Genomic DNA, 25,133 nt, shown 5'->3' on the forward strand with positions numbered 1-25,133 from the left:
TCTTCTGCGACGCGCCGAGCGACGGGTCCGTCGCCCGCCACGCGCAGGTCGTCGGGGGTCCGCCGAGGATTGGCGATCCCGACCGAACGGCTCGGCTCGACGCCGTTCAGTCGGTGCGCGTCGGCTCGTCCTCGGCGACGAAGCGGTCGTACGCAGATGTGAACTCCGCGTCCGCCTCGGTCGCGTCCTCCCACGCGGTGAGGCCCCGCTCCGCGGCCGTTCCCGGGATCGAGTTGTCGAGGAGGAACGCCACGACCCCGCCGACCGCCATCCCCGTCGACCCGATGACGTAGACCGTGTTCGCGACCACGTCGGCCCCGAGGAGCGGGCCGAACAGGAAGACCTCGACCAGCCCCTGCTGGAGGGCGTCCGCGCCCCCGACGCTCCGCATGTACTCCGGGACGGCCAGTCCGGTGAACATCGCGATACCGACGACGAAGATGTTGCGCGAGGAGTCGAGGTCGACGTACTTGAGGTTCGAGAGCCCGACGCCGACGATCTGGGCGAACATGGCGATGTAGAGTCCGCCGATGATCGGGCTCGGGACGGTGGCGACGAGCTGGCCGAAGTAGCCGACGAACCCGACGAGGATCATGAGCGCGGCGCCGATCTGGACGACGTACCGCGAGGCCACGCCGGTGAGACCGATGGCGCCGACGTTCTCGGAGTAGGAGGTCGACCCGCCGGTCCCCATCACCCCGGAGAAGACGTTCATCAGCCCCTCCATCCCGATCCCGTGCGTCATCCGCTCGCTGCTGGGGGCGCCCATGCCGGAGAGCCGGGCGACGGCGTGGTAATCGCCGATGGACTCGACGATCGAGGCGGCGACGCCGGCGAGCATCCCGATGACGAACGCCGGCGTGACGCTCGGCACGCCCCACTGAAGCGGGTAGATGAGGTGAACTGGGTCGGCGGCAGCGACGCTCGCCAAGTCGACGTAACCCGGCGTCTCCGGTCCGAAGACACCGAGAACCGAGAGGGACGCCGCGAGTACCCACGCGACGACGATGCCGAGGAGAACCGGAAACAGCTGGAACAGCTTGGACCGCGCGCCGAGGTACTGCGAGAACAGGACGATGGCGACCAGCGTCAGGCCGACGAGCCACCAGTTCTGATCGGCCGTGGTGATCTCGGGGGCGTTGAACAGGGAGAGACCGATGAGGACGATGACCGGGACGATGACGACCGGCGAGAGACCCTTCCGCAGTCGACCGACGAGGCCGAAGTAGCCGACCGCGACCTCGGCGAGCGCGGCGACGATGATCGCGCCCTGAAGCTGTAACAGGGCGGCCCGCCAAGCCTCGATGCCGGCCGGCGGGTTCGCCGTCACGACGCCGATGACCGCGAGCGCGGGCGCGAGCATCGAGAACGGCGCGCCCTGAACGATCGGGTAGCGGTTGCCGAACGTCGTCTGCGCGAGCGTCGCGATCCCCGACACGACGAAGAACGTGCCGACGAAGCGGGGGATGACCGACTCCGGCATGCCCATCGCGCCGGCGAGGATGAGGGGCACGGCGATGTTCGCCCCGACCATCGTGAGGTAGTGTTGCGCGCCCAGCAGAAGCGACCTCCCGAGCGGTGGTCTGTCGTCGATGCCGTACCGAACGAACGCGTCGTCGTCCTCGTTCCCTCCCATTCCTGTGGCGTTCATCGACGCAGGGGTACAAAAATTCGGCCCTTGGCGGGCGCGGGTCGGCCCGTTGGGAGGTACGGTGCTGTGCCGCGGTAGCTCCGCGACGCGCGTCGGCCGACGACAGTATATATAAACGGTCCCGCGCCCAACCGACGGTATGGACGACGCGCCGGCGAACGGACGGAAGGGATTGCTCGCGGCCGCCGCGGTGGGCGCGGCGACGACGATCGCGGGCCGAGCGGTGCTCTCGCGGCTCACCGGCGGGCGGTTCGGTGACGCCGACGAGTACAACGCCGCGAAGGTGACCGTGTCGGGGCCGATCAGGCGAAGTCAGAGGCGACCCTCGCCGCTTTCGGGCCCCGGCGGCGCGACCGCCGACGACGTGGTCGAGCAGATCGAGGCGGCCGACGACGACGAGGACGTCGAGGCGCTGCTCGTCGAGCTCAACACGCCCGGCGGCGAGGTCGTCCCGAGCGACGACATCCGGCGGGCCGCCGCCGCCTTCGACGGGCCGACCGTGGCGTACGCGACCGACACCTGCGCCTCCGGGGGGTACTGGATCGCGAGCGGCTGCGACGAGCTGTGGGCACGCGACGCCAGCCTCGTCGGCTCCATCGGCGTCGTCGGCTCCCGACCGAACGCGAAGGGGCTCGCCGACAAGCTGGGGATCTCCTACGAGCAGTTCACCGCCGGGGAGTACAAGGACGCCGGCGTCCCGCTGAAGGAGATCGAGGAGGAGGAACGCGAGTACCTCCAAGGGATCATCGACGGCTACTACGAGCAGTTCGTCGAGACCGTGAGCGAGGGACGCGACATGGACCCCGAAGAGATCCGGGAGACCGAGGCGCGCGTGTACCTCGGCGACGACGCCGCGGAGATCGGGCTCGTCGACGAGCTCGGGACCGAGGACGACGTGGAGGACCGGCTCGCGGAGCTGATCGGCGCGGAGCCGGAAGTGCGCGAGTTCACGCCGGAGCGCGGACTGGCGGAGCGGCTCGGTATCGGCGCCGAGCGGGTCGCGTTCGCCGCCGGGAGCGGCGTCGCGGACGCCTTCGTCGACGACGGCGGCGACATCGACGTGGAGTTCCGCTAGCGACGGGGAGGATTTTTGTCCGGTCGCGGTGTGAGTCGACACGTGACGACGCTGGTCATCTGCGTCGACCGCTCCGGGGCGATCGGCCGCGCCACCAACGTCCCGATGCCGGTCGCCGGCTGGGAGGCCGTCCGGTCGCTGGTCACGGACGCCGGGCTGGACGACCCCGAGGACGCCAGCGTGAACTGCCTGCTGGAGTCGCTTCGCGTCGCGCGCGACCTCAGGGACGAACGCGAGGAGTCGGTGGTGGCGGTCGTCTCCGCCGAGAGCGACACGGCGGTCGGCGCCGACCGCTCTATCGCCTCCCAGCTCGACGACCTCGTGGAGCGGTACGACCCGCGGGCCGCGATCGTCGTCGTCGACTCCGCCGAGGACGAGCGCGTCCTCCCGGTCGTGGAGTCGCGGGTCCCCGTCGACTCCGTCGACCGCGTCGTCGTCCGGCAGGCCCGCGACATCGAGTCCACCTACTACCTCCTCAAGCAGTTCCTCGCCGACGAACAGCTGCGGTCGACGGTGTTGGTCCCTGTCGGGGTCGCGCTGCTCCTCGTGCCCGCGCTGTTCGCCTGGTTCTCCGCGGGCGAAGCGGTCGCGGGCGTCGCCGGGCTGCTCGGCGCCGCGCTGCTGTACAAGGGGCTCGCGATCGACCGGCTGATGGCGGGGATGCCCGAGCGCGTCCGCGAGGCGCTGTACGCCGGACAGGTGTCGGTCGTGACGTACGTCGTCGCCGGGGGGCTCGCGCTGGTCGGCGGCTTCTTCGGCTTCCTCGCCGCCTCGGAGCTGGCCCCCGGATCGCCCCGGCTCGTCGAGGTCGTGGAGTTCACCTTCGTCGCGGTCCCGTGGTTCGCGGTCGCCGGCGTGACCGCGGCCGTCGGGCGGCTGCTCGATGAGCTGATCCGCGACGAGGGGATCCGGACGCCGTACCTCAACCTCCCGTTCGTCATCGCCGCGGTGGCCCTCGTCGTCCGCGGGTTCGCGGGCTACTTCCTCGCCCAGGAGGCGATCCGGCAGCCGCTGTCGGCGTACGGGATGGCGATGACCCCGGTCCAGCAGCTGGCGGCGTTCATCGTCGGCGGAATCGTCGTGTCGCTCGTCGGCGTCAAGGTCGCCAGCGACGTCGGCACCGAGACCCTCGAAGACGTCATCGACGCGGACCGGGACGCCGAGGGGCAGCGCGAGTAGACGGCCGGACGAGACGTTCAGCCGCGAGGGCACGGGTAGACCGCGGACGCGTCGTCCGACCGACCGCCTTTTGTCGGTCGCGGCCGCGGGGGCGGGCATGGACGTTTACGGACTGATCGGGAACCCGGTCGAGCACTCGCTGTCGCCGCCGCTACACGAGGCGGGCTACGAGGCGCTCGGCCTCGACGCGCGGTACGTCACCTTCGAGCCGGACGCCGACGCCGCGGCCGCGGCGATCACGGGCGCGGCCGACCTCGGAGTGGCGGGGCTCAACGTCACGGTGCCGTTCAAGCGCGACGCCCTCGACGCGGTCGACGCCGCCCCGCTCGCCGCGCGCATCGGCGCGGTCAACACGGTCGACTACGGGCCGGTCCGGGCCGGCGAGGCCGACCGGCCGCGCGGCCACAACACGGACGCCGCCGGGGTGACCCGGGCGCTCGCGCACCACGACGTGGCGGTCGACGGGCGAGACGCGCTCGTCGTCGGGGCGGGCGGCGCGGGACGGGCGGCCGCGTTCGCGCTGGCCGACGCGGGCGCGACGGTCCACGTCGCGAACCGCACCGCGGAGCGGGCCGTCGAGCTGGCCGACGCGGTTCCGGACGCGACCAGCGGCGGCCTCGACGACCTCGGTGAGCGCGTCGCCGCCGCGGACCTCCTGGTCAACGCGACGAGCGTCGGAATGGAAGCGCCCGACGAGACCCCCGTCCCCGCGGAACACCTCCACGGCGACCTCGCGGTCCTCGACGCGGTGTACGCGCCCGTCGAGACGCGGCTGCTGCGGGAGGCCGCCGCCGCGGGCGCGACGACCGTCGACGGCGCGTGGATGCTGCTGTATCAGGGCGTCGAGGCGTTCGAAATCTGGACCGCCGAGGACGCGCCGGTCGACGCGATGAACGCGGCGCTGCGGGCTGCGTTGGAGTAAGAAAGGGTTCGGGACGGGAGGTTCGCCGCTCAGACCAGCCGTTCCGCGATCCGCGCCGCGCCCTCCGCGGCCGCGGTCGCGGGGCTGTCGGGGGAGACGACCTCAACGTCGCGGTCGAGCTCCTCGGCGAGGCGCTTCTCGAACTCCTCGGTGAGCCCGGGGATACACGCCATGCCGCCGGTTGCGGCGAGGGGGCGCCCGAGCGCCAGCTGGTATGGTTTCATGTGGTCGTTCGCGAGCTCCGGGAGGAACTCGTTGGCGACGACGTCGACCGCCTCGTCGATGTACCGGTCGACCGGCTCGCGGACGCCCCGGTCGACGGTGAACTCGTGGCTTCCGCCGCCCGGCTGCTGGATCACGTCTGTGAACGGCTCGAAGTCGTACACGTCCGCGTGCTCCTCTTTATACTCGCGGGCGGTCGTCCGGTCGATGTGGACGCGGCCCTGGCTCTCCTCCTCGACGGCGGCGACGATCCGGCGGTCGACCTCATTACCCGTCACCGAGCCGGTCGAGAACGGCGAGAGCTGCTCGCCGCGCCGGTAGGCGCACGCCTCCATCGTCGTCGACCCGAGGTTCACCGAGACGAACACCTCGTCGATCGCGTCAAGGTCGTCGCCGTAGGCGGGGATCGCCCCGCACAGCGACTCGGGGTAGCTCCGGGTCTCGACCTGGCCGATGGAGGAGCCCTCGATCACCGACTTGAGGTTCTCGACGCCCGCCTCGTTGTCGATGGTCGGCACCGCGTAGACGACCGCGCTGTCCTCGGGCACGTCGTAGGCGTCCACGATGGCCTCGAAGAAGCGCTCTGCGTCCGCGACGCTGTCGTCGTCCTCGGGGAGGCCCGACCGCAGCATGAAGCGCACGCGGTCAGGGTACTCGACCGCGGCCTCCTCGCCGAACAGCACCTTCTCTTCGCCGGTGATGGCGTCCTCGTAGGTCGCCAGACAGGTCAGCACCGAGTGGCGCTCCCGTCCGCCCCGCCCGTCGGGAACGTCGAGCACCGTTCGGGTGCTGCCGAGTTTTACGCCGACCGCTGCCGATTCGTCCGATTCGTTGATGTCCGTGGATTCGTCGTCGCTCATTGGTCACTCGCACACGAAGCGATCCGGACGATGGAGACGAGACTGATCCGGTGGTCCGCCGGCGTGAACGGCCGGTCGCGCGTCGGGGCGTCGAACCCCTCCAGCCGGCGCGTCAGCGCCGCGACCGCGTCGTCGCCGACCCAGTCGAGCTCGCCGTAGTAGGACAGCACGTCCCGGCTCCGCACGTGGCCGCCGACGTCGACGAGGTAGCCGAGCCACTCGCCGATCTCGCGTTCCGCCGCGGGCGACGCCGGGATCGCCGTCAGGTACGGCCGATCCGCGGGGTCGTCGCCGTCGAACCGCGCACCACGCTGACGCTGGAGCAGCTCCGTGAACGCGGCCGAGCGCGCCGCCTGCTCGGCTCGGTTCCGGTTCGGCCGCCGGAGCGCCCGCTCCCGAGGCGCCCCGTCCGCACCGTCTCGCGGCGCGTCCGCGATCCGGCGCAGCTCCCGTACGTCGTATCGTCGTGGATTCAGACTCATGTTTCCGTCCGTCGTTCGCGTCCGTACCCGAATCCTCACGGCGGGGTCATATGATAGTTAGGCCTCGGTTATCAGCGGTGAGAAACGTCGTGGTGGCACGACCGGCGCCGGGAGCGCTCGCCGCGCGCTCGTGCGCGGACCGTGTGCGGCCGCTCAGTCGACGACGCGGTTCGCGAGCGCGACGCTGCCGGCGGCGAGTGCGGTCCCGGCGACCACGTCGGTCGCCCAGTGGATCCCGAGGAACATCGTCGCCACCACGATGCTCGCGGTGAGGAACGCGGCCACTGGCGTCCACCGCGGGAACTCCTCGTGGGTAAAGACGGCCGCGAGCAGCACCGTCACCGACAGCGCGGTGTGAAGCGAGGGGAAGACGTTCGTCTCGACGTTCACTCGCGCCGTCAGCCGCGTCACGCCGCGGAACCAGTCGAGGAGGAGCGGCTCGACGCTCGCGGCGCTCTGGTCGGCACCGGGCACGTCGCGGTAGCTGCGCGGACCGTACGCGACGACCCCGGCGTAGCAGGCGATCGCGAACGCGTAGTTGACCGCGTACGCCGCGATCAGTCGCTTCAGCGGTCGCAGATTCCGGGCGAACGCGTACGCCACGAGCGGGAACGAGAGCAACACGACGTAGCCGACGACGTATATCGGTCCGAAGTAGTACACCGCGGCCCGGGGGATCGCGTCCTGTATCGCGGCCACGAGGTCGCCCTCCACAGCGTAGATGGCGGTCGTCGCGCGGTAGCCGTACTCGAACGAGAACGCTTCCAGCCGTCGAAGCAGGCCCTTGTTGACGGCGAGCACGAGCGCGAATCCGCCGACGTACGGCGCGATTCTGCGCGCGCGCTCGCGGAGCAGTTCGCGGTCCGCGAGGACGCTCCGGACTCGATCGCGGCCGACACACGCCGGTAGCAGCGCGGCGAACGCGGCGACCACGGCGGCGAGGACGACGCCGAGGAGCCGGAGGAACTCGACCGGGAGTTGCTCGATCATCGACTACGTCTCACCCGTCATCCGTCGGTACGAGGCCAGGACCGGACCGGTATTACTCCCTCGGTAGCGGTGGGTCGGTCCGCGTCTCCGACGACCGCCGCGCTCCGCACCGCCCCGTCGACTCAGTCCGACTCTGCCCACGGGAGCGGCTCGGTACACCAGTGACAGAATTCGAGGTCGGCGTCGATCTCCTTGCCGCAGTTGGGACAGGTCACGTCGACGGCCTCGCCGTCCCCGCCGCTCACGGCCGCGACCGGCGCGGCGTGACCGGCTCCCGCCCCGTCGTCGCCGTCGGCGCGCTCGACCTGACGCCGCATCGCCTCGGCGGTGGCGGCGCGCTCGCGCTCCGCGACGACGGTCCGGCCGACGAGGTACGCATCGAGCGCCGACAGCAGCGACAGGAGCGCGATCGGCAGCGCCACGTCCGGGGGGACCGCGGCCGACACCGCCGCGGGGTCGGCGAGAGGGTCGACCGGTTCGACGTCGTACAGGGCAAACAGCGCGACGCCGCCGCCGATGATCGTCAGGTGCCACAGCAGCGCCCGGCCCCACCGGCGCAGCGAGAGGTGGCCGAGCCCCGGGAGGACCAGCGCGAGCACGGCGGCGAGGACGGGACGCAACTGGCTTCGCATACGGCCCGGGTTCGATCGGCCCGTACTTAGGCCTGCGGTGTCGCACCGAGCGACCGCGGCCGGGCGGTCGCTCTCGTCGCGCGGACGCCCCGGGGATCCCGTCGCGGATAACAACCGTTAATCGCCGCCCGGCCGTCGGCCGCGACATGAGCAGCCAGCGGGCGACCGCGTTCGTCCCGGGTCACGTCACTGCCTTCTTCAGCGCGCACCGCGACGACGACCCGACCGTCGCCGGGTCGCGCGGCGCGGGCGTGACGCTCACCGACGGCGTGACGGTCCGAGTGTCGGCGGCGGACGACGGGGACACGGTGGCGGACGCCGCCGCCGCTGGGGAGACGACCATCGACGGCGAGGTCGGTTCGATCGGCGCGGTCGACGACGTGCTCGCCGAACTGGACGCGACCGCCGCCGACGTGGCGGTCGAGACCGACCTCCCGATCGGCGCGGGCTTCGGCGTTTCGGGCGCCGCGGCGCTCGGGGCCGCGCTCGCGGCGAACGACGCGTTCGACCGGGGGCGCTCCGAGAACGAGCTCGTCCGCGTCGCCCACGCCGCGGAGGTCGACCGCGGGACCGGCCTCGGCGACGTGGTCGCGCAGGCGCGCGGCGGGGTCCCGGTCCGGCTCGAACCCGGCGCGCCGGGCGTCGGCGAGCTCGACGGTGTGCCGGCGAGCGCGCGCGTCGAGTACGTCACGTTCGGCGAGCTGTCGACCGAGGAGGTACTCGGCGGCGACACGGACGCCCTCTCGGCGGCCGGCGAGGACGCGCTCGACCGGCTTCGGGCGGACCCGCGGCTCCCGACGCTGATGGACGCGGCCCGCGGATTCGCCGGCGAGGCTGATCTCCTCGTTCCCGAGGTGGCCGAGGCGATCGACGCGGTCGACGCGGCCGGCGGCGAGGCCGCGATGGCGATGCTCGGCCGCACCGTCTTCGCGCTCGGCACCGGGCTCTCCGACGCGGGCTACGACCCCGAGGCCTGCCGGATCGACGCCGCGGGCGCGCGGCTCGTTGACGACTGAGGGCGCCTCGGATCCGAGTATCGGCTCCAGAAGCGGGCGACGACCACAGAAGACGGCGACGACCCCTTCGAGAAGCATCGCGGAAGCGCCGACAGCAACCAGACGATGCCGGAGCGGATGCGTCGACTCCGCGGCGAGTACCCGCGAGAGGTCGATGGCCCACCAGAAACCGACGAGGGTTCCGACGGCGGGACGACGGGTGCCGACCCGTGACGACGGCGGTCGACACGAACGCGTTCCTCGGGCTGCTGTACGACGACGAACGCGCTGACGCAAGCGGGGCGGCGCTCAGGCGCGCGTATCGAGACGGAGCGGTCGTTGCCGCGCCCGTCGTCTACGCCGAACTCGCGGCCGACGGCCGCTTCGCATCGGCCGCCGACCTCGATCGCTTTCTCGCGGACTTCAGCGTCGACGTGACCGAACCCTCACGCGAGGCGCGCTTCGCCGCGGGCGAGCGGTTCCGGGAATACGTGGACCGCCGTCCGGACGGAATCCAGTGTCCCGCGTGCGGTGAGAAGCGGTCCGTCGACTGCGAGGCGTGCGGCAAGTCGCTCTCACCGCGCCAGCACGTCGCCGCCGATTTCCTCATCGGCGCGCACGCCGCAGTCGACTGCGACGGACTGGTCAGCTTCGACGAGGAGTTCTACTCGACGTACTTCCCGTCGCTGACCGTGTCTCCCGCGTGATCGGTTACCGGGTTTCGTCCGGAAAGAGGTCCCGCAAGTCCGGGTGTTCGCGGGGTTCGATCGGCGGTTCTTGACTCCGGGCCGCGGACGGATCGGAGGCGATCCGGTCCCGGATCCGTTGTCACTCCTCGTGGCGACACAGGACGTTCACCGTAATCTCGTCGAGTTCGAACACGGACGCGACCGCCGCCCGGTGGAACCCCTCGCACAGTTGTATCTCCCCGTCCCGTCCGATCGCGACGACCGGTACACCGCCGTCTCTCGAAGCCGCTCTCTCCCGTCGAGGTCCCAGTCGCCGCCCTCGACGCGGCCTCCTCGCAGCGCCCGCCGACGAACAAAGCTTTACCGCGTCGCCCGCCTAGCTCCGGCAAATGGTACTCGACGACCTCGGCACGTCCCTGCGGAGCAGCCTCGACAAGCTCCAGGGGAAGTCCCGACTCTCCGAGAGCGACGTCGAGGAGATCGTCAAGGAGATCCAGCGCTCCCTGCTGTCCGCCGACGTCGACGTCTCCCTCGTGATGGAGCTGTCGGACTCGATCAAGTCCCGCGCGCTCGAAGAGGAGCCGCCGGGCGGCACCACGGCGAAGGACCACGTCCTCAAGATCGTCTACGAGGAGATGGTCGAGTTGGTCGGCGACTCGACCGAGCTCCCCTTAGAAAACCAGACGATCCTCCTCGCCGGCCTCCAGGGGTCGGGGAAGACGACCTCCGCGGCGAAGATGGCGTGGTGGTTCTCGAAGAAGGGGCTCCGGCCCGCGGTCGTCCAGACCGACACCTTCCGGCCGGGCGCGTACGACCAGGCGAAGCAGATGTGCGAGCGCGCGGAGGTCGACTTCTACGGGAACCCCGACAACGACGACCCGGTCGACATCGCCCGCACCGGCCTCGAAGAGACGGCCGACGCGGACGTTCACATCGTCGACACGGCGGGGCGGCACGCGCTCGAAGACGACCTCATCGCGGAGATCGAGGAGATCGAAGGCGTCGTCGACCCCGACCGCTCGCTGCTCGTCTTGGACGCCGCGATCGGGCAGGGCGCGAAGGAGCAGGCCCGACAGTTCGAGGAGTCGATCGGCATCGAGGGCGTCGTGATCACCAAGCTCGACGGGACCGCGAAGGGCGGGGGCGCGCTGACCGCGGTCAACGAGACCGACTCCTCGATCGCCTTCCTCGGGACCGGCGAGACGGTCCAGGACATCGAGCGGTTCGAGCCGTCGGGGTTCATCTCCCGGCTGCTCGGCATGGGCGACCTGAAGCAGCTCTCCGAGCGCGTCGAGCGCGCGATGCAGGAGACCCAGGAAGAGGACGAGGACTGGGACCCCGAGGACATGCTTCAGGGCGAGTTCACCCTGAAGGACATGAAACGGCAGATGGACGCGATGAACAAGATGGGGCCGCTCGACCAGGTGATGGACATGATCCCGGGGCTCGGCGGCGGGATGATGGACGAGCTCCCGGACGACGCGATGGACGTCACCCAAGACCGGATGCGCCGCTTCGAGCGCATCATGGACTCGATGACGGAGGAGGAGCTCGAGAACCCGCGCGTCGTCGGCCAGTCGCGCACGGAGCGCATCGCCCGCGGCTCGGGCACCGACGAGGAGACGGTCCGGCAGCTGCTCGAACAGCACTCGATGATGGAGCAGACGATCAGCCAGTTCCAAGGGATGGGCGAGGGCGATATGCAGCGCATGATGAAGAAGATGGGCGGCGAGGGCGGCGGCCTCGGCGACATGATGGGCGGCGGCAAGGGCCCGTTCTGAGCGGCGCCGCGAGGCGGTTCCCGTGCGGCTGTCCGCTCCATCCGGTCGGGGCGACGACAAAACACTTCTGACGGGGGCGAGTTGAGGCCGGCGTGACCGTGCGCGACGTGGTGACCGACAACCTCGGATACGCCCTCCTCGGCGGTCCGGCGGTGGCCGTCCTCTCGGGGCTCGCCGGGGCGTCCGCCCTCGGGACGGCTGGCGGCGTCGCCTGCGGGACGGCGGCGTACGGCCTCGGGTGGGTGCTCGCGGTCCGCCGGTCGACGGGAGACGCCGAACCGCCGTCGGACGCCGACGAGGCCGACGGCCGTCGCGAGGGCGAGCTAGAGGCGCAGAAGGGGTCGTACGGCGGCGGTGGCGGATAGCGCCCGCGCCGGCGTTCGCCCTCGCGGCGGCAGGTAACGCGGCACGAGTACAGAGAACGCAACGCGGCGACGGGAGCCCACACGCCGCGTGACCGCGGGCCGCCCGACGCTTCAGACCTTTTATGCCGTCGACCGGGCAAGGACGCCCGATGCGCTCCCGTCGAATCGGCGAGTACGACGCCCTCCTCCTCGTCTCGCTCGTCTGGTTCCTCGGGAAGTTCGTCCGGTACCTCTTCCCGCCGCTGTTCGAGTCGATCCGGGGCGCCTACGGCGTGAGCAACGCGACCGTCGGGACCGCGTTCACCGGCTTCATGATCGTGTACGCGCTGTTACAGTTCCCGAGCGGTGCGGTCGCGGACCGGGTGGGTCCGGTACGGGTGATCGTCGCCGGCGCGCTCGTCGCGGGCGCGGGGTCGCTCGCGTTGGTGGTCGACGCCCCCTTCGCCGCGCTGGTGGCCGCGATGCTCGTCATCGGCGCGGGGACGGGCGTCCACAAGACCGTCTCGGTGCGGCTGATCGCCCGCGTGTACCCCGCTCGCACCGGGCGGATGCTCGGCGCGCACGACACGCTCGGCGCGATGGGCGGGGTCGCCGCGCCCGCGGTCGTCGTCGCCGTCCTCTCGGCGCCGCCCGCGCTCGCGGCCGTCCTCGCGCGCCTGTCCGGCGCCGACTGGCGCGCCCCCTTCCTGCTCACCGGGACGCTCGCCGTCGCGCTCGCGGCCGTCGCCGCGGTCCGGCTCGCCGGGTCCCCGGCGGCGACGGGGGCGGCGGACGAGGGCGACGACGGCGGCGATCCGGGGGCGCGCGACTACCTCCGGCTGTTCGGGGACGCCCGGTTCGCGGCGTTCGTCCTCGTGACGGTCGGCTTCTCGTTCGCCTACAACGGCCTCGTCGCGTTCCTGCCGCTGTACCTCTCCGAGGCGGTCGAGCTCACGAGCCCGACGGCGAGCCTGCTGTACTCGCTCGTGTTCGCGATGACGCTCGTCCAGCTCGTCACCGGCGATCTCTCTGACCGCGTCGGCCGCTTCCCCGTGATGGTCGCCACGCTCGGGCTGGCGGCCGCGACGCTCGTCGCCCTCGTCTCGCTCCCCGCGCTCGGCGGCGGCGCGCTCGCGGCCGGCGCGGTCGTCGCCGCCTTCGGCCTCGGGTCGCACGGCTTCCGCCCGGTCCGGGGCGCCTACCTGATAGAGCTGCTCCCCGAGCGGCTCGCCGGCGGCGGCCTCGGCGTGGTCCGGACGCTGCTCATGGGGGCCGGCGCGCTCGCGCCGAGCGCGGTCGGCGTCGTGGCCGACGCCGCCGGGTTCCGCCCGGCGTTCGCGCTGCTGGCCGTGTCGATGGGGGTCGCGGCGGCCGTCGCAGCCGGGCTCTGGCTGACCGAGTCGAGGGAGTGACGGCCGCTCACGGCTCGCCGTCGGTCTCGCGCAGGATGAACGGGCCGACTGAGAGGGTGCGCTTCGTCACCGTCGCGATCCGGAGGATGTAGGCTAAAAGCAGCGCGAACGGAACGAGCGAGACGGCGGCTGCGAGCGCCACCCAGAACGCGACGGCCTCGACGCCGAGGATAGACCCGGCGTAGCGCTCGGCGTCGAAGAAGGCGACCATCGCCGCCGCCGTCAACAGCGCCGGGACGGCGGACACGAGCATCCGCCGCGAGAGGTCGATCAGCTCCCACTGGAAGTACAGCGTCTTGAAGTGTTCGCGGGCGGGGCCGAACAGCCGCAGCGTCTCGATCAGGTCGTCGAGCGCCGCCGCCGCGGTCTCGTTCAGCGCCTCGCCGTGGCGCTCGCGGAGCCGCCGGGCCGCGAACAGCTTCCACGAGTAGTTGAAGTCGAGGACCGCCGATATCACCTCGAACGCGCCGAACTGAGCCCCGTCGAGCCCGTCCGTCGTCCGGGCAGCGTTCTCCGCGACGGCGTCGGTCAGGTCGTCGGTCGCCCGGGCCAACTCCGCGTCGGTCGTCCCGGAGACGGCTTCGCGGAGGGCGGTCGCGCGGTCGCTCGCCGTCCGGACGAGCGCGCCGAGGAACGCCGCCGGCTCGGCGGGGCTGACCGGCTCGCCGAGGACGGCCGCCGCGTCGTCCCGGAACGCCATCGCGCCGTCCATGCGCTCGCGCTGGTCGCCGACGGCGCCGAGCTCCTGTGAGAGCACGAGCTGGTTCAGCGTGAGCACGAGCGTGACGCCGGTGATCGTGGCCGTGAGGAGCCCTTGGAACAGCGTGTCGACGGAGTCGCCGCGGCGGAGGGTCTCGGCGGCGCCGGGCAGGATGGCCCCGGCCGCCACCAGTCCGAGGAAGACGAGCGAGAGGATGACGGCCGTGACGAGCCGTCGGTCGGCGTCGAGCAGGAGCCACAGCGCGACGCGGCTCCGATCGGCGCGCTCGCGGACGCTGTCGTCCGGCGCGTCGCCCGTCTCGGCCATGTCTCGGAGTCCCGGGCCGGGGCGAAAAAGCCTCCGGGGTCGCCTCCGAACGGCGCCCCGGCGCGCGCCCACCTCAGTCGAGCGTTCCGGGATCGAACGCCGCCGGGTCGAACTCGTGCTCGCGGAGTCGGTCGGGATCGACCGCGCGCAGCACGGACTCGTCCGTCGCTTCGAGGACGACCGGCGGGGCGACGCCCGCCTCGGCGGCCTCCAGCCACCGGCCGACGCAGAGGCACCAGCGGTCGCCCGGCTCCAGCCCGGGGAACTCGAACTCGGGGCGGGGCGTGATCAGGTCGTTGCCGCGGTCGCGGCTGTACCGAAGGAACTCGGCCGTGACGACCGCACAGAGCGTGTGCTCGCCGGCGTCGCCGTCCACGTCGCGACAGTGTCCGTCCCGCAGGTAGCCGGTCGTCGGGTCGCGGCCGCAGGGGGCCAGTTCGCCCCCGAGGACGTTTCGGTCCGCCGTGCCGTCGGCGCCGCCGTGGTCGCTCGACATACTACCGGGTTCGGTCTCGGTCGGAATAAGCGACCGGTCGACGTGGCCCGCGGACGGCGCCGATCGCGGGCGTTCGCCCGGCGGTATAAGTGCCGTCCCGCCGAACGGTCGCGTGATGAGCCGGAACGACGAGGTCGCGACGCGGTTGGAGGAGTTCGCCGACCTCCTCGAGGCGACGGGCGTCGAGTACAAACCGACCGCCTACCGACGGGCGGCCGAGAACGTCCGCGACCACCCGGCGCCGATCGAGGGGCTCGCGGCCGACGGCGAGGACGCGGTCGCCGAGATCGACCGCGTCGGCGACGCCATCGCCGCGAAGATCGTCGAGTACGTCGAGACCGGCGAGATCGGAGAATTAACCGAGCTCCGCGAGGAGCTGCCCGTCGACATGGCCGGGCTGACCGCGGTGGAGGGCGTCGGGCCGAAGACGGTCGGCTCGCTGTACGACGCGCTCGGGATCAGCGACCTCGACGAGCTGGAGACCGCCGCCGAGGCGGAGGAGATCCGGGAGGTCTCCGGCTTCGGGGCCAAGACGGAGGAGAACATCCTCGACAACATCCCGTTCGCGCGCGAGGCCCGCGAGCGGACCCGCCTCGGCGACGCCCGGCCGGTCGCGGACGACGCGCTCGCGTACCTCGCCGACCGCGACGCCGTCGAGTCGGTCGAGGTGTGCGGCTCGATCCGGCGGTGGAAGCCGACGATCGGGGACATCGACCTGCTCGTCGCCAGCGAGGAGCGCGATCCAATCGTCGAGGCGTTCACCGACTGGGAGGCCGCGGACGCGACGATCGAGGCGGGCACCGGGAAGGCGAGCGTGCGCGCGGACGGCACCCGCGTCGACCTCCGGATCGTCGACCCCGGCGAGTTCGGCGCCGCGCTCCAGTACTTCACCGGGTCGCGGGCGCACAACGTCGCCGTCCGCAACCGCGCGATCGACCGCGGGCGCAAGCTGAACGAGTACGGGCTCTTCGACGTGAGCGACGCGGAGGGCGAGGCGGCCGACGACGACGCGGAAGGCGAGGCGCCCGACGGAGCCGCCGCGGACGGCGCGGAGGCCGACGCGACGCGTGCCGGCGAGCGCATCGCGGGGGAGAGCGAGGACGAGGTCTACCGCGCGCTCGACATGGACCCGGTCCCGCCGGAGCTCCGGGAGGACCGCGGCGAGGTCGAGGCCGCCGCCGAGGGTCGCCTGCCGCCGCTCGTCGGGCCGGACGAGCTCCGCGGCGACCTCCACACCCACACCGACTGGTCCGACGGCGGTTTCTCGATCGCCGAGATGGCCGCGGCGGCCGAAGAACGCGGCTACGACTACCACGTCGTCACCGACCACGCGACCGGACCGGGAATGGTGGGCGGCGTCGGGCTCGACGAGTCCGACATCGAGGCGCAGGCCGCGGCGGTCGCCGAGGCGGCCGACGAAGTCGATATTCCGCTCCTCCACGGGATCGAGGCGAACATCGACGCCGGCGGCGACCTCTCAACCGACGACGAGACGCTCGCCGCCCTCGACTTGGTCGTCGCGTCGCCGCACGCCGCGCTCGGGCAGGACGCCGAGGCGGCCACCGAGCGACTGGTCCGGGCGGTCGAGCACCCTCACGTCGACGTGCTCGGCCACCCGACCGGCCGGTTGATCAACGAGCGACCGGGGCTCGACCCGGACGTGGAGGCGGTCGCAGAGGCGGCGTCCGCGTCGGACACCGCCATCGAGGTGAACGCGAACCCCGCTCGGCTCGACGCCGACGGCGAGTTCGTCCGGGCCGCGGTCGGGGCGGGCGCGACGATCGCCGTCAACACCGACGCGCACGCCCCGCGCGAACTCGACAACGCGCGGTACGGCGTCCACACCGCGCGGCGGGGGTGGGCGCGGGCCGCCGACGTGCTCAACGCGCGCTCGCTCGACGGGCTCCGGTCGTTCCTGCTGTAGATGACGGACCGGGACGGGAGCGCCCCCTCGGCCGCCGACCGCCCGCCGGTCCTGCTCGACGTGATGTGCGGGAAGCTCGCCACCTACCTCCGGCTCTGCGGGTACGACGCCGCCTACGCGCTCGACCGGGGGATCGAGGCCGACGACCGGCTCCGCGAGGTCGCGGCCGCCGAGGACCGCGTCCTCCTCACTCGGGACCGCGACCTCGCAGACCGCGCCCCCCGCGGCGACCCCGCCGTCGACGCCGTCCTCCTCGCCGAGCGCGACGTGCTCGACCAGCTCCGGGAACTCGCCGCCGCCGGTCTCCGCGTCGAACTCGCCGACGAGCCGACGCGGTGCGGCTCGTGTAACGGGCCCGTCGAGCGCGTCGACTCCCTCGAAGTCGGCGACCCGTCGGCCGACCGTCCGGAGTACGTCCCGGACGACGTAGGGTCGGAGCGCCCGGGGTGGCGCTGCACCGAGTGCGGCCAGTGGTTCTGGAAAGGGGGGCACTGGGACGACGTGGCGGCGCGGCTCGACGAGATCTGACCGCCCCGCCGAGCGTAACCGGTTTGCCCGCCCGACGCGTAGTCGTCGCCAATGGAACGCGAAGGGGCCGTCGACCGTCTGGAGTCGCTCGTCGACCGCGTCGCGGGCGAACCGATGCCGGTGCCCGTCCGCGAGGTGTGGGCGTTCGGCGACGTGGCGCTCGGACTCGACCCGGTCGACCGGCTCGACGTCTATCTCACCAAGGACGTGATCATGGGCGGCGACGGCGACGCGGCCGCGGCGTTCGAGGCCGAGTACGGCGTGAAGGGCGTCGGCACCACCGTCGACGCCGAGTGGGCGGAGGCGCACCCGGACCGCGTGCGGACGAGCGACAACGGGTACGCCGCACCCGAGAAGTGCCTCGCGGCCGAACTCCTTGACGACGACGAGCCGATCCACTTGGAGGTGTGTAACGCGGGCTTCGAGGACAACGTCCGGCAGCGCCTGAAGGGCGCGCTCGCCCGGGACGCCTACGAGGAGGTGCTCGACCCCCGCGGGGTCTGCCTGTGGGTCGACGGCGAGCGCGACGACGAGGCCTTCGACCGCCTCCGCGAGGCCTCGCTCGCGATGCCGACGCTACCCGCCGCGCTCGGGATGCTCGGCGCCGACGAGGAGGCCGCGACCGAGGCCGCGGACGTGTTGAAACGACAGCGCACAGAGCAGGAGGGCGCCTCGGTTCGCGGCGACATGGTGTAAGGCGGACGCACCGCGACGCTATTTATAAATCGAACCCGGTGCGGTGGCGCGCGCCTCCGAGCGGCCGCCCTCGGCGGCCGCGAGACAGCACGCGCGAGGGAGTCGGCCGGCCGGAGCGAAGCGGAGGCCGGCCGACGAGGCTGGGGAGGCATGAGGCGCGGTGCGGGGCGGGACTCAAAGTGGCAGTCGCGAGGGCGAAGCACGGCGCAGTACGCACCGCAGCGAGCAACGCGAGCGAGGAGCACAACAAGCCGCGCGAGCCCTCGCGGCTGGGGCTTTGGAGGAGTTCGCCGCCGATCTACAACCAGTCATTTATATCCGGACGGCTGGGGCTTTGGCGGTGTCGGCCGCCGATCTGCTACAAGTCATTTATCTATCAAATTCGGAATCAGCCTCTCTGACTTATAAACAACCGCCCGTCGGCGTCGGTTCTGGTTTCCTCTTTCTCTCAGCTCACTCGTCCGACCGTCACGTCGAACGGGACGTACTCGACGCGTTCGTACTCCGCGGCGCCGATGGCGTCGACGACCTCGCGGCCCATCTCGCGCCAGCGCCCGCGGAGGTCGTCGTACGCGCGCTCGGAGGTCGCGGCCACCAACTCGTCGCGGTGGTCGGCCAGCCCCGCGCCGGAGGCCTTCCGCGCCGCCGACCGCAGCGCGGCCTCGGCGTACGGCGGCTCGGTCCGCTTCTCGTGGACGTAGCGCCGAGTGCGCACGTCGACGAGTCCCGCCGCGTCGAACGCCTCGCGGACCCGGTCGCCGAGCGCCACGTCGGTGTCCACCCCGTCGACGTACGCCTCGCGGGCCTCGCGCTCCAGTCGCTCCTCGGCGTCGACCGTCGAGGCCACCCGCACGTCGGCGTTGTCCGGCTCGACCGCGGCGACGAGGTCCCCGGAGACGCGGGCGAGCTCTCGGACCGCGGCGGTCGGGTCCGGGAGGTTGATCAGCAGGGCCTGACAGGCGGCCAGGTCGACCGCGTCGTCATCGACCGGGAGCCGCGTGGCGTCGCCCGCGAGGTATCCAGTCCGGCCGTCGCTCTCCTCGCGGGCGACCGAGAGGAGCTCTCGGTCCGCGTCGACGCCGAGTACGTCCGCGTCCGTCTCCGCGGCCAGCACGCGGGTCAGCTCTCCGGTACCGCAGCCGACATCGAGGACGCGCTCGCGGCTCGATAGCTCCAAGTCGGCGAGCGCGTCGCGGCCGTCCTCCCACATCCCGCGGCGGGTGTGTTCGAGGTACTCGGCGGAGAAGCGTCGCACGCCCCCGCTTCGGCGCGGGCGAAAATAAACGTCCGGAGATCGACCGCCGCTCGATTCCCGGTCGGGCCGTCACGCCTCGTCGGCGTCCCCCTCGCCGCCGTCCGTCTCCCCTCCGCTGCCGTGGCCGCCGAATCCCAGCATGTCGGCGGCGAGGACGGCGGTCACCCCAGCGCAGTAGCCGACAAACGCGCTGCTCAGCCCGATCGCGGCGAAGCTCACCGTCACGTCGCCGAGCGCCGGGTTCCCGCCGTTGACGCCGGGGACGCCGACCACCGTCCCGACGAGGACGAACCCGCCGAGGACGACCGCCGGCACGACGCCGACGGTCAGACAGGCCGGCCCCCCGCAGCGCGCGTACGCCCCGGCGGCGGCCAGCGGCCCGGGCGCGTAGAACACTAACGGCGGGAGGAGCCGGTCGGTCAGCGCGGCCGCCGTCGTCGCGCCGACCGACTCGGCGACGAAGGCGGCGACGAGCACGAGGGCCACGACCCCGGCGAATCCGACCACCAGTCCGACCGCGCGGCCGCGGCGACGGCCGACCAGCAGCGCTCTCGTGGTGGACATGCCCGCGGATCGCCCGCGAGATAACTTAAAACTGCGTCGGACGGACGGCGTCCGCGGAGACGGCGGCGTCTCGGTCGCGGTGCCTCAGTCGCGCCGGAGTTCGCGCACTCGGTCGATGTTCCACGCGAAGCTCTTTCCGTCCTCGGTCGGCGTCTCCAGCGCGAGCGGCACGTCCGCCAGGTCGGGGTGGTTGAGGAACCGCTCCATCCCCGCCTCGCCGATGTGCCCCTCGCCGATGTGGGCGTGTTCGTCCTTGTTGGTGCCGCACTCGTGTTTCGAGTCGTTGAGGTGGACGTACTCCAAGTGTTCTAACCCGACCACGTCGTCGAACTCGCCGAGGGTCTGGTCGACCGCCTCGGGCGTCGAGAGGTCGTAGCCCGCCGCGAACGCGTGTGCGGTGTCGACGCAGACGTCGATGTCGGTCTCGGTGCGGTCGATGACCCCCGCGAGGTGCTCGAACTCGCCGCCGAGTTTCGTTCCCGCGCCCGCGTCGCTCTCGATCAGGATCGTCACGCCGTCGGGCACGTCGAGGTCGTCGATCACCGACGCGGCGTTATCGAGGCCGCCCTCGACGCCGGCCCCCGTGTGCGCGCCGAGGTGGACGTTCACGTACGGGATGCCCAGCTTGTCGGCCGCGTCGACCTCTTTTTGCATCGAGTCGAGCGACTTTTCACGGAGCCCCTCCTTCGGCGTACAGAGGTTCACGAGGTAGGAGGTGTGGATCACCCACGGCCCCTCCAAGTCGCGTTCGGTCCCCTCGCGGAACCGTTCGGCCTCCTCGTCGCCGATGTCCGGGTCCTGCCACACCTGCGGCGAGTGGGTGAAGATCTGTCCACAGTTGCCGCCGACCTCGACCTGGTTCGCCACGGCGTTGTCCACGCCGCCGGCGATGGAGACGTGCGCGCCGACCTTGAGACTCATACCGATTACACGGGGGCGGCCGAAAAAGCCCCTTCGGAACCGGGCGGTCCGCGGTCGTTCGCGGTCGTCCCCGCCGTCACCCGCCGCCGCTTCCCGCTTTCCACGTCTTGCCGCCGCTTCCCGCTTTCCACGTCTTACCGCCGCTTCCCGCTTTCCGCATCTTACGCGCCGCCCCCGGGTCGCGTCCGGGCCCATTCCTCGTTCCGGTACTTCTCCGCGGCGATTTCCTCGGCCCGCTCCAGTTCGTCGTCGGTCCACGACCCGTCCGCGTCGACCGTCGCTCCCGGAGTCGCGTCCGCCCAGTCGGCCAGCGCCGCCTCGACGGTCGCCACCGCGGCCGCGCGGTCGACATCGACCAGTTCGTCCATCCCGACGACCCGGTCTCGGAACGCCTCGGGAGTCACCGACGGATCGGCGAAGACGCCGAGGTGCCGCGGCGCGTCGACCGAGAAGGTCAACGACCCGTGCTGGATCACCGCCTCCCGCTTGCGGTACTGCGCGTTTCCGGCGATCTTGCGGAGCTCGTCGCCCTCCGGTCCCGGGGCCACCACATCGTGTGCCGGGTGGAGCTCGCGGAGGTAGCAGGCGGGGTGATACAGTCCCGGCATCGACTCGTCGACGTAGTCCGCGTCGACGCCGAGCCGGTCGAAGGCGTCGAGGACCGGCTCGCAAAGAAGGTGGTAGGAGTCGAGCAGTTCGCCCGGCACCGTCTCCGCGGGGACCGCGATAGAGTAGGCGATATCACCCGTTTCGTCGTGGTAGATGCCGCCGCCGCCGGTCTGCCGGCGCGTTGCGTCGATCCCCTCGCGCTCGCAGAATCTCCAGTCGACCGTCTCCGGGTCTTGGTGGCGGCCGAGGGTGAGACAGCTCGGCTCCCAGCGGTAGGTGCGGAGCGTGGCGGGGCCGCCGGCCGCGGCGGTCTCGGCGGCAACCTCGTCTAACGCCATCTGCATTGGGCCGGGGCGGGTCTCCTCGCGGATCAGCCGCCAGTCGACGGCGGGCGCGGTCATGTCGACACCGTCGGCCGCCGCTCCGAAAGCGGTTGCGCTCGGCCCAGCGGTCGGCCCGAACGAAATTCGATATCGCGATATACGCTATACCAGTGGATGTCGTCGAACGCGCGCCCCTTTTACGAATCGCCGGAGTAGGGGCGCGTATGGTGCGAAACGTCGCCGGCGACATGGCCGACCTCGACCCCGAGGACTTCTACCTCCTCTCGGGCGTCGAGCAGGGGATGCGCTTCTCGGAGTGGGTCCGTCGCGACAAGCTCCCGGACTACGCCGACCTGACGCGCGAGGAGGTCGACTACCGCATCGACCGCTGCCTCGACCGCGAGCTGATCGAGCGGAAGACGATCCAGTACGAGGGGTACCAGCTCACCTTCGAGGGGTATGACGCCCTGGCGCTCCGGACGTTCGCGGAGCGGGAGACGATAGACGGCGTGGGGTCGCCGCTCGGGCTCGGCAAGGAGGGCGACGTGTACGAGGCGCAGTCGTTCCGGCCGCTCGCCCTGAAGTACCACCGCGAGGGGTACACCAACTTCCGCGAGGTGAACCGCGAGCGCGAGTACACCGCCGACCGGGACCACGTCTCGTGGCTGTACACCGCGCGCAAGGCGGCCGAGCGGGAGTACGAGGCGATGGAGTCGCTGTATCCGGACGTCTCCGTCCCCCGGCCGGTCGACCACAACCGACACGCCATCGTGATGGAGAAGTTCGCGGGCGTCGAACTTTCGCGCGCGAAGCTCGACCCCGAGCAGGCGGTCGGCGTCCTCGATCTGATCTGCCGCGAACTCGCGACCGCCCACGAACTCGGCTGGATCCACGCCGACGCCTCCGAGCACAACGTCGCGGTCGCCGAGAGCGGGATCACCATCTTCGACTGGCCGCAGGCGGTGCCCGTCGACCACGAGAACGCGCGGGAGTTCCTCGAACGCGACGTGGAGAACCTCGTCCGGTACTTCGGTCGGAAGTACCCGCACGAGGTGCCGCGAGAGGCCGATATCGAGGGCATCGCCGCCGCTATCGCCGACGGCTCGTTCGAGAGCGTGCGGTCGTTCGGCGCCGAATAAAGCGGATAGCGCGATACGAAATCCGGCTTGGCCGCGGTTCGTCCCGCTCGGCTGCCGTTCGTCACGTCCGCACCGGTCCGCGGGGTCTCGCCGACCGTCTGGCGAGGTTTTAGGCATACCTAAGATTCGAAACCGCTTTAATCCTTTAGGGTGGCCTAAATCGTATACAACCAGACGCGGACCGACTCACCGGCACGCGACGCGACGCGATCAGGTACTGCGGCGCCGTTGCCAGCGCGGGGCTCCTCGCCGGGTGTAGCGGGAGGGAGACGACGCCGAGCGGGTCCGAGAATGAGGCCGGTTCCGCGGACGGAGGCTCCGGCGGCGACTCGCCGGACACGTACACGGCCGCGATGGCCCCGGTGGGCGAGGTCGAGTTCGACGCGGTCCCCGAGAGCGTGTCGGTGTACAGCCTGCTGTACGCCGACCTCGCCGTGGCGCTCGGCCACGGCGGGGCGGTGAACTCTCTCGGGTTCGACGCCGACGCGGGCGGGAACACGCTCGACGCCTACTACGCGAACCTCGACGGCGTCTCCTTCGATCGCGAGGGGATCACGCAGCTCAACTCCGGTTCGGGCGGGGGCATCTCGGTCGACCGCGAGCTCCTCTACGAGCTCGACTCCGACCTCCACCTGGCCGACCCGGCGCTGTTCGCCTCCTTCGACGGCTGGGACGAGGAGGACGTGGCCGAGGTCCGCGAGCGCGTCGGGCCGTGGTTCGGAAACAGCTACAGCCGCCGGCGCGCCGCGCCGCCCGAGGCGTACCGCGACCGGTACGAGTACTACACCCTCCCCGAGATCGGCGAGCGGGTCGCCGCGGCGTTCCGAGAGTCGGAACGCTTCGCCGCGCTCGACGCGGTCCGCGAGGACCTGATCGAGACGATCCGGAGCGACCTCCCCCCGGCCGAGGAGCGGCCGACCGTCGCGACGCTCATCTACATGGACGGGACATACTACCCCTCGCGGACCGACGAGCCGGGGTTCGCGAACGCGCACGTGCGTCCGTTCGATGTGCCCGACGCGTTCGCCGGCGACGACGTCACCTACGAGACGGCATACGACCACGAGCGACTGCTGGAGGTCGACCCCGACGTCGTCCTCCACCAGTACGGGATCGCCTCTTACTACGACGTGGGCGCGGTCCGCGAGGAGCTGTCGGACCACCCGGTCGCCGGCGACCTCTCCGCGATAGCGAACGACCGCTTCTACCCCTCCGGCGATCCGGTTCAGGGCCCGATCATGAACCTGTTCCAGCTGGAGATGACCGCGAAACAGCTGTTCCCGGAGCGGTTCGGTGAGTGGCCGACGTACGAACACGGCGACGACTACCCGAAGATCCCCGCCGACGAACAGCTGTTCGACCGCGGCGAGGTCGCCTCGATCGTCGCCGGAGGGGGCGAATGAGCGGTCCCGCCGAGCCCGAGGCCGCCGACCGCGACGTCGTCGTGGTCGGCTGCGGGCCGGCCGGCTGCGCCGCCGCGGTGTTCGCCGCGCGCGACGGCCTCGACGTGACCGTCTTCGACCGCGGCCGGTCGTCGCTCGCGCGGTGCGCGCACCTCGAGAACTACCCCGGCTTCCCGGCCGGCGTCGACGTCGGAACCCTCTCCGACCTCATGCGCGAGCAGGCCGAGCGGGCGGGCTGTGCGGTCGTCGACGACCTCGTCGAGACCGTCGAGCGGGCGACCGACGGCGGGCCCGGAGAGCCCCCCGAGGGCGACGCGCCTCGGTTCGTCGTGACCCCGCAGGAGGGCGACCCGGTCACCGCCCGCCGGGTGGTCGCGGCGACGCGCTACGACGGCGAGTACCTCCGCGGGCTCGACGGGGACGGCGCGATGTTCGAGGCACGCGATCGCGACGGCGAGACGCGCGAGGACTTCGACCGGGAGTACGCGGACCGAGACGGGAAGACGCCGGTCGAGGGGCTGTACGTCGCGTCTCCGTCGGACGCGGACCGGCAGGCGGTCACGGCCGCGGGCCGGGGCGCGCGGGTCGGCAAGCGGGTGGTCGCCGACGCCCGGATCGACGACGGCTGGTGGCCGGCGGCGGCCGAGGGCGTCGACTGGGTCCGCCGCGAGGCCGAGCGCGAGGGCGAGTGGGCCGACCGGGAGCGCTGGGTCGAGTGGTTCGACGAGACCCACGCCGACGGCCCGGTCGACCCCGACTCCGAGCGGTTCGCGCGCGTCCGCGAGGCCGCGGTCGACGACGCCCTGTCGGCGTACGTCGACGCAGACGAGGCGGCCGCGCGCGCCGCGGCCGGTCACCGCGCGCTCGCCGAGCGACTCGACCCCGAGGCGGTCGTCGACGCACACGAGCCCGCCGCGCTGCTCGACGCGCTGGACGACGGGGCGGTCGCGGCGTACGCGGGCGGCGACGGATCGACGCGCCGCGAGCCGACGGAGGCCCGCGATGAGCGGTGAG

The 25,133-nt window shown here is 71.8% G+C and carries 25 protein-coding genes and 1 pseudogene; 15 read left to right on the forward strand and 11 right to left on the reverse strand.

What is annotated here, in order from left to right:
• Window positions 1–106: 106 nt before the first annotated feature.
• Window positions 107–1,636 (reverse strand): uracil-xanthine permease family protein, encoded by a 1,530-nt coding sequence (locus EXE41_RS14200; protein WP_094495244.1) that lies wholly within the window; start codon window positions 1,634–1,636, stop codon window positions 107–109.
• 154 nt (window positions 1,637–1,790) lie between these two features.
• Between EXE41_RS14200 and sppA the strand changes: the two genes are divergently transcribed.
• The 3 genes from sppA to EXE41_RS14215 all read left to right on the forward strand — a co-directional run bounded on the left by sppA (window position 1,791) and on the right by EXE41_RS14215 (window position 4,827).
• On the forward strand, window positions 1,791–2,726 hold the full coding sequence (gene sppA, locus EXE41_RS14205) for a signal peptide peptidase SppA (RefSeq protein WP_137691352.1): 936 nt from the start codon (window positions 1,791–1,793) through the stop codon (window positions 2,724–2,726).
• Window positions 2,727–2,768: 42 nt separating this feature from the next.
• Entirely contained in the window at window positions 2,769–3,905 is a 1,137-nt protein-coding gene (locus EXE41_RS14210) for a DUF373 family protein (RefSeq protein WP_086216206.1), read from the forward strand.
• 97 nt (window positions 3,906–4,002) lie between these two features.
• On the forward strand, window positions 4,003–4,827 hold the full coding sequence (locus EXE41_RS14215) for a shikimate dehydrogenase (protein ID WP_137691353.1): 825 nt from the start codon (window positions 4,003–4,005) through the stop codon (window positions 4,825–4,827).
• A gap of 29 nt (window positions 4,828–4,856) precedes the next feature.
• On the opposite strand, the gene EXE41_RS14220 is transcribed toward EXE41_RS14215, so the two are convergent.
• From EXE41_RS14220 to EXE41_RS14235, 4 genes are all read right to left on the reverse strand, one after another.
• Window positions 4,857–5,909, reverse strand: a complete 1,053-nt coding sequence (locus tag EXE41_RS14220; RefSeq protein ID WP_049932418.1) for a hypothetical protein — start codon at window positions 5,907–5,909, stop codon at window positions 4,857–4,859.
• Window positions 5,906–6,391, reverse strand: coding sequence for a FlaD/FlaE family flagellar protein (locus EXE41_RS14225; protein ID WP_049932416.1), 486 nt, complete (start codon window positions 6,389–6,391; stop codon window positions 5,906–5,908). Before EXE41_RS14225 ends, EXE41_RS14220 begins: the two co-directional genes overlap by 4 nt.
• A 153-nt stretch (window positions 6,392–6,544) precedes the next feature.
• Complete coding sequence (locus EXE41_RS14230) at window positions 6,545–7,381, reverse strand: phosphatase PAP2 family protein (protein ID WP_086216209.1); 837 nt, start codon at window positions 7,379–7,381, stop codon at window positions 6,545–6,547.
• 122 nt (window positions 7,382–7,503) lie between these two features.
• Window positions 7,504–8,013 (reverse strand): zinc ribbon domain-containing protein, encoded by a 510-nt coding sequence (locus EXE41_RS14235; RefSeq protein ID WP_049932411.1) that lies wholly within the window; start codon window positions 8,011–8,013, stop codon window positions 7,504–7,506.
• A 146-nt stretch (window positions 8,014–8,159) separates the two neighbouring features.
• Here EXE41_RS14235 and EXE41_RS14240 point away from each other — a divergent pair, with 146 nt between their 5' ends.
• The 6 genes and pseudogenes from EXE41_RS14240 to EXE41_RS14270 all read left to right on the forward strand — a co-directional run bounded on the left by EXE41_RS14240 (window position 8,160) and on the right by EXE41_RS14270 (window position 13,234).
• Window positions 8,160–9,029, forward strand: a complete 870-nt coding sequence (locus EXE41_RS14240) for a pantoate kinase (protein ID WP_086216210.1) — start codon at window positions 8,160–8,162, stop codon at window positions 9,027–9,029.
• 12 nt (window positions 9,030–9,041) lie between these two features.
• A pseudogene (locus tag EXE41_RS20035) lies at window positions 9,042–9,242 on the forward strand (AbrB/MazE/SpoVT family DNA-binding domain-containing protein); the annotation flags it as partial.
• Entirely contained in the window at window positions 9,239–9,715 is a 477-nt protein-coding gene (locus tag EXE41_RS14250) for a PIN domain-containing protein (RefSeq protein ID WP_086216211.1), read from the forward strand. The pseudogene EXE41_RS20035 and the gene EXE41_RS14250, both read left to right, overlap by 4 nt.
• A 371-nt stretch (window positions 9,716–10,086) precedes the next feature.
• A complete protein-coding gene (locus EXE41_RS14260; RefSeq protein ID WP_049932406.1) occupies window positions 10,087–11,478 on the forward strand; it encodes a signal recognition particle protein Srp54 in 1,392 nt (463 codons plus the stop codon).
• A 92-nt stretch (window positions 11,479–11,570) separates the two neighbouring features.
• On the forward strand, window positions 11,571–11,843 hold the full coding sequence (locus tag EXE41_RS14265) for a hypothetical protein (RefSeq protein ID WP_049932405.1): 273 nt from the start codon (window positions 11,571–11,573) through the stop codon (window positions 11,841–11,843).
• A gap of 149 nt (window positions 11,844–11,992) precedes the next feature.
• Complete coding sequence (locus tag EXE41_RS14270; protein ID WP_137691354.1) at window positions 11,993–13,234, forward strand: MFS transporter; 1,242 nt, start codon at window positions 11,993–11,995, stop codon at window positions 13,232–13,234.
• Window positions 13,235–13,241: 7 nt separating this feature from the next.
• On the opposite strand, the gene EXE41_RS14275 is transcribed toward EXE41_RS14270, so the two are convergent.
• Together EXE41_RS14275 and EXE41_RS14280 are read right to left on the reverse strand one after the other, a co-directional pair.
• Window positions 13,242–14,261, reverse strand: a complete 1,020-nt coding sequence (locus EXE41_RS14275; protein ID WP_137691355.1) for a hypothetical protein — start codon at window positions 14,259–14,261, stop codon at window positions 13,242–13,244.
• A gap of 73 nt (window positions 14,262–14,334) precedes the next feature.
• On the reverse strand, window positions 14,335–14,757 hold the full coding sequence (locus tag EXE41_RS14280) for a DUF2237 family protein (protein WP_049932401.1): 423 nt from the start codon (window positions 14,755–14,757) through the stop codon (window positions 14,335–14,337).
• Window positions 14,758–14,872: 115 nt separating this feature from the next.
• Between EXE41_RS14280 and EXE41_RS14285 the strand changes: the two genes are divergently transcribed.
• Genes EXE41_RS14285 through EXE41_RS14295 form a run of 3 tightly spaced genes read left to right on the forward strand, consistent with a single transcriptional unit; the run spans window position 14,873 to window position 17,905 of the window.
• Window positions 14,873–16,681, forward strand: a complete 1,809-nt coding sequence (locus tag EXE41_RS14285) for a helix-hairpin-helix domain-containing protein (protein WP_137691356.1) — start codon at window positions 14,873–14,875, stop codon at window positions 16,679–16,681.
• Window positions 16,682–17,209, forward strand: coding sequence for a Mut7-C RNAse domain-containing protein (locus EXE41_RS14290; RefSeq protein ID WP_049932398.1), 528 nt, complete (start codon window positions 16,682–16,684; stop codon window positions 17,207–17,209). It abuts the gene before it with no gap.
• A gap of 51 nt (window positions 17,210–17,260) precedes the next feature.
• The gene (locus EXE41_RS14295) at window positions 17,261–17,905 is read left to right on the forward strand and encodes a hypothetical protein (protein WP_049932397.1); all 645 of its coding nucleotides are present in this window, start codon (window positions 17,261–17,263) and stop codon (window positions 17,903–17,905) included.
• A 448-nt stretch (window positions 17,906–18,353) separates the two neighbouring features.
• Here EXE41_RS14295 and EXE41_RS14300 read toward each other — a convergent pair whose 3' ends face one another.
• The 4 genes from EXE41_RS14300 to EXE41_RS14315 all read right to left on the reverse strand — a co-directional run bounded on the left by EXE41_RS14300 (window position 18,354) and on the right by EXE41_RS14315 (window position 21,655).
• Entirely contained in the window at window positions 18,354–19,160 is an 807-nt protein-coding gene (locus EXE41_RS14300; RefSeq protein ID WP_086220344.1) for a class I SAM-dependent methyltransferase, read from the reverse strand.
• A 69-nt stretch (window positions 19,161–19,229) separates the two neighbouring features.
• Window positions 19,230–19,724 (reverse strand): hypothetical protein, encoded by a 495-nt coding sequence (locus tag EXE41_RS14305; protein ID WP_089307959.1) that lies wholly within the window; start codon window positions 19,722–19,724, stop codon window positions 19,230–19,232.
• Window positions 19,725–19,808: 84 nt separating this feature from the next.
• Window positions 19,809–20,645, reverse strand: a complete 837-nt coding sequence (locus tag EXE41_RS14310; protein ID WP_137691357.1) for a deoxyribonuclease IV — start codon at window positions 20,643–20,645, stop codon at window positions 19,809–19,811.
• Between the two features lie 161 nt (window positions 20,646–20,806).
• Window positions 20,807–21,655, reverse strand: a complete 849-nt coding sequence (locus tag EXE41_RS14315; RefSeq protein ID WP_137691358.1) for a biotin/lipoate A/B protein ligase family protein — start codon at window positions 21,653–21,655, stop codon at window positions 20,807–20,809.
• A gap of 146 nt (window positions 21,656–21,801) precedes the next feature.
• Here EXE41_RS14315 and EXE41_RS14320 point away from each other — a divergent pair, with 146 nt between their 5' ends.
• The 3 genes from EXE41_RS14320 to EXE41_RS14330 all read left to right on the forward strand — a co-directional run bounded on the left by EXE41_RS14320 (window position 21,802) and on the right by EXE41_RS14330 (window position 25,132).
• Entirely contained in the window at window positions 21,802–22,716 is a 915-nt protein-coding gene (locus EXE41_RS14320) for a serine/threonine-protein kinase RIO2 (protein ID WP_049932388.1), read from the forward strand.
• A gap of 164 nt (window positions 22,717–22,880) precedes the next feature.
• Window positions 22,881–24,119 (forward strand): ABC transporter substrate-binding protein, encoded by a 1,239-nt coding sequence (locus tag EXE41_RS14325; protein WP_137691359.1) that lies wholly within the window; start codon window positions 22,881–22,883, stop codon window positions 24,117–24,119.
• The gene (locus EXE41_RS14330) at window positions 24,116–25,132 is read left to right on the forward strand and encodes an FAD-dependent oxidoreductase (protein ID WP_137691360.1); all 1,017 of its coding nucleotides are present in this window, start codon (window positions 24,116–24,118) and stop codon (window positions 25,130–25,132) included. The genes EXE41_RS14325 and EXE41_RS14330 overlap by 4 nt, the downstream gene beginning before the upstream one ends.
• Window position 25,133: the final 1 nt, after the last annotated feature.

Origin of the sequence: Halorubrum sp. SD690R (assembly GCF_005435035.1) — an archaeon.
GTDB classification, from domain to species: domain Archaea; phylum Halobacteriota; class Halobacteria; order Halobacteriales; family Haloferacaceae; genus Halorubrum; species Halorubrum ezzemoulense.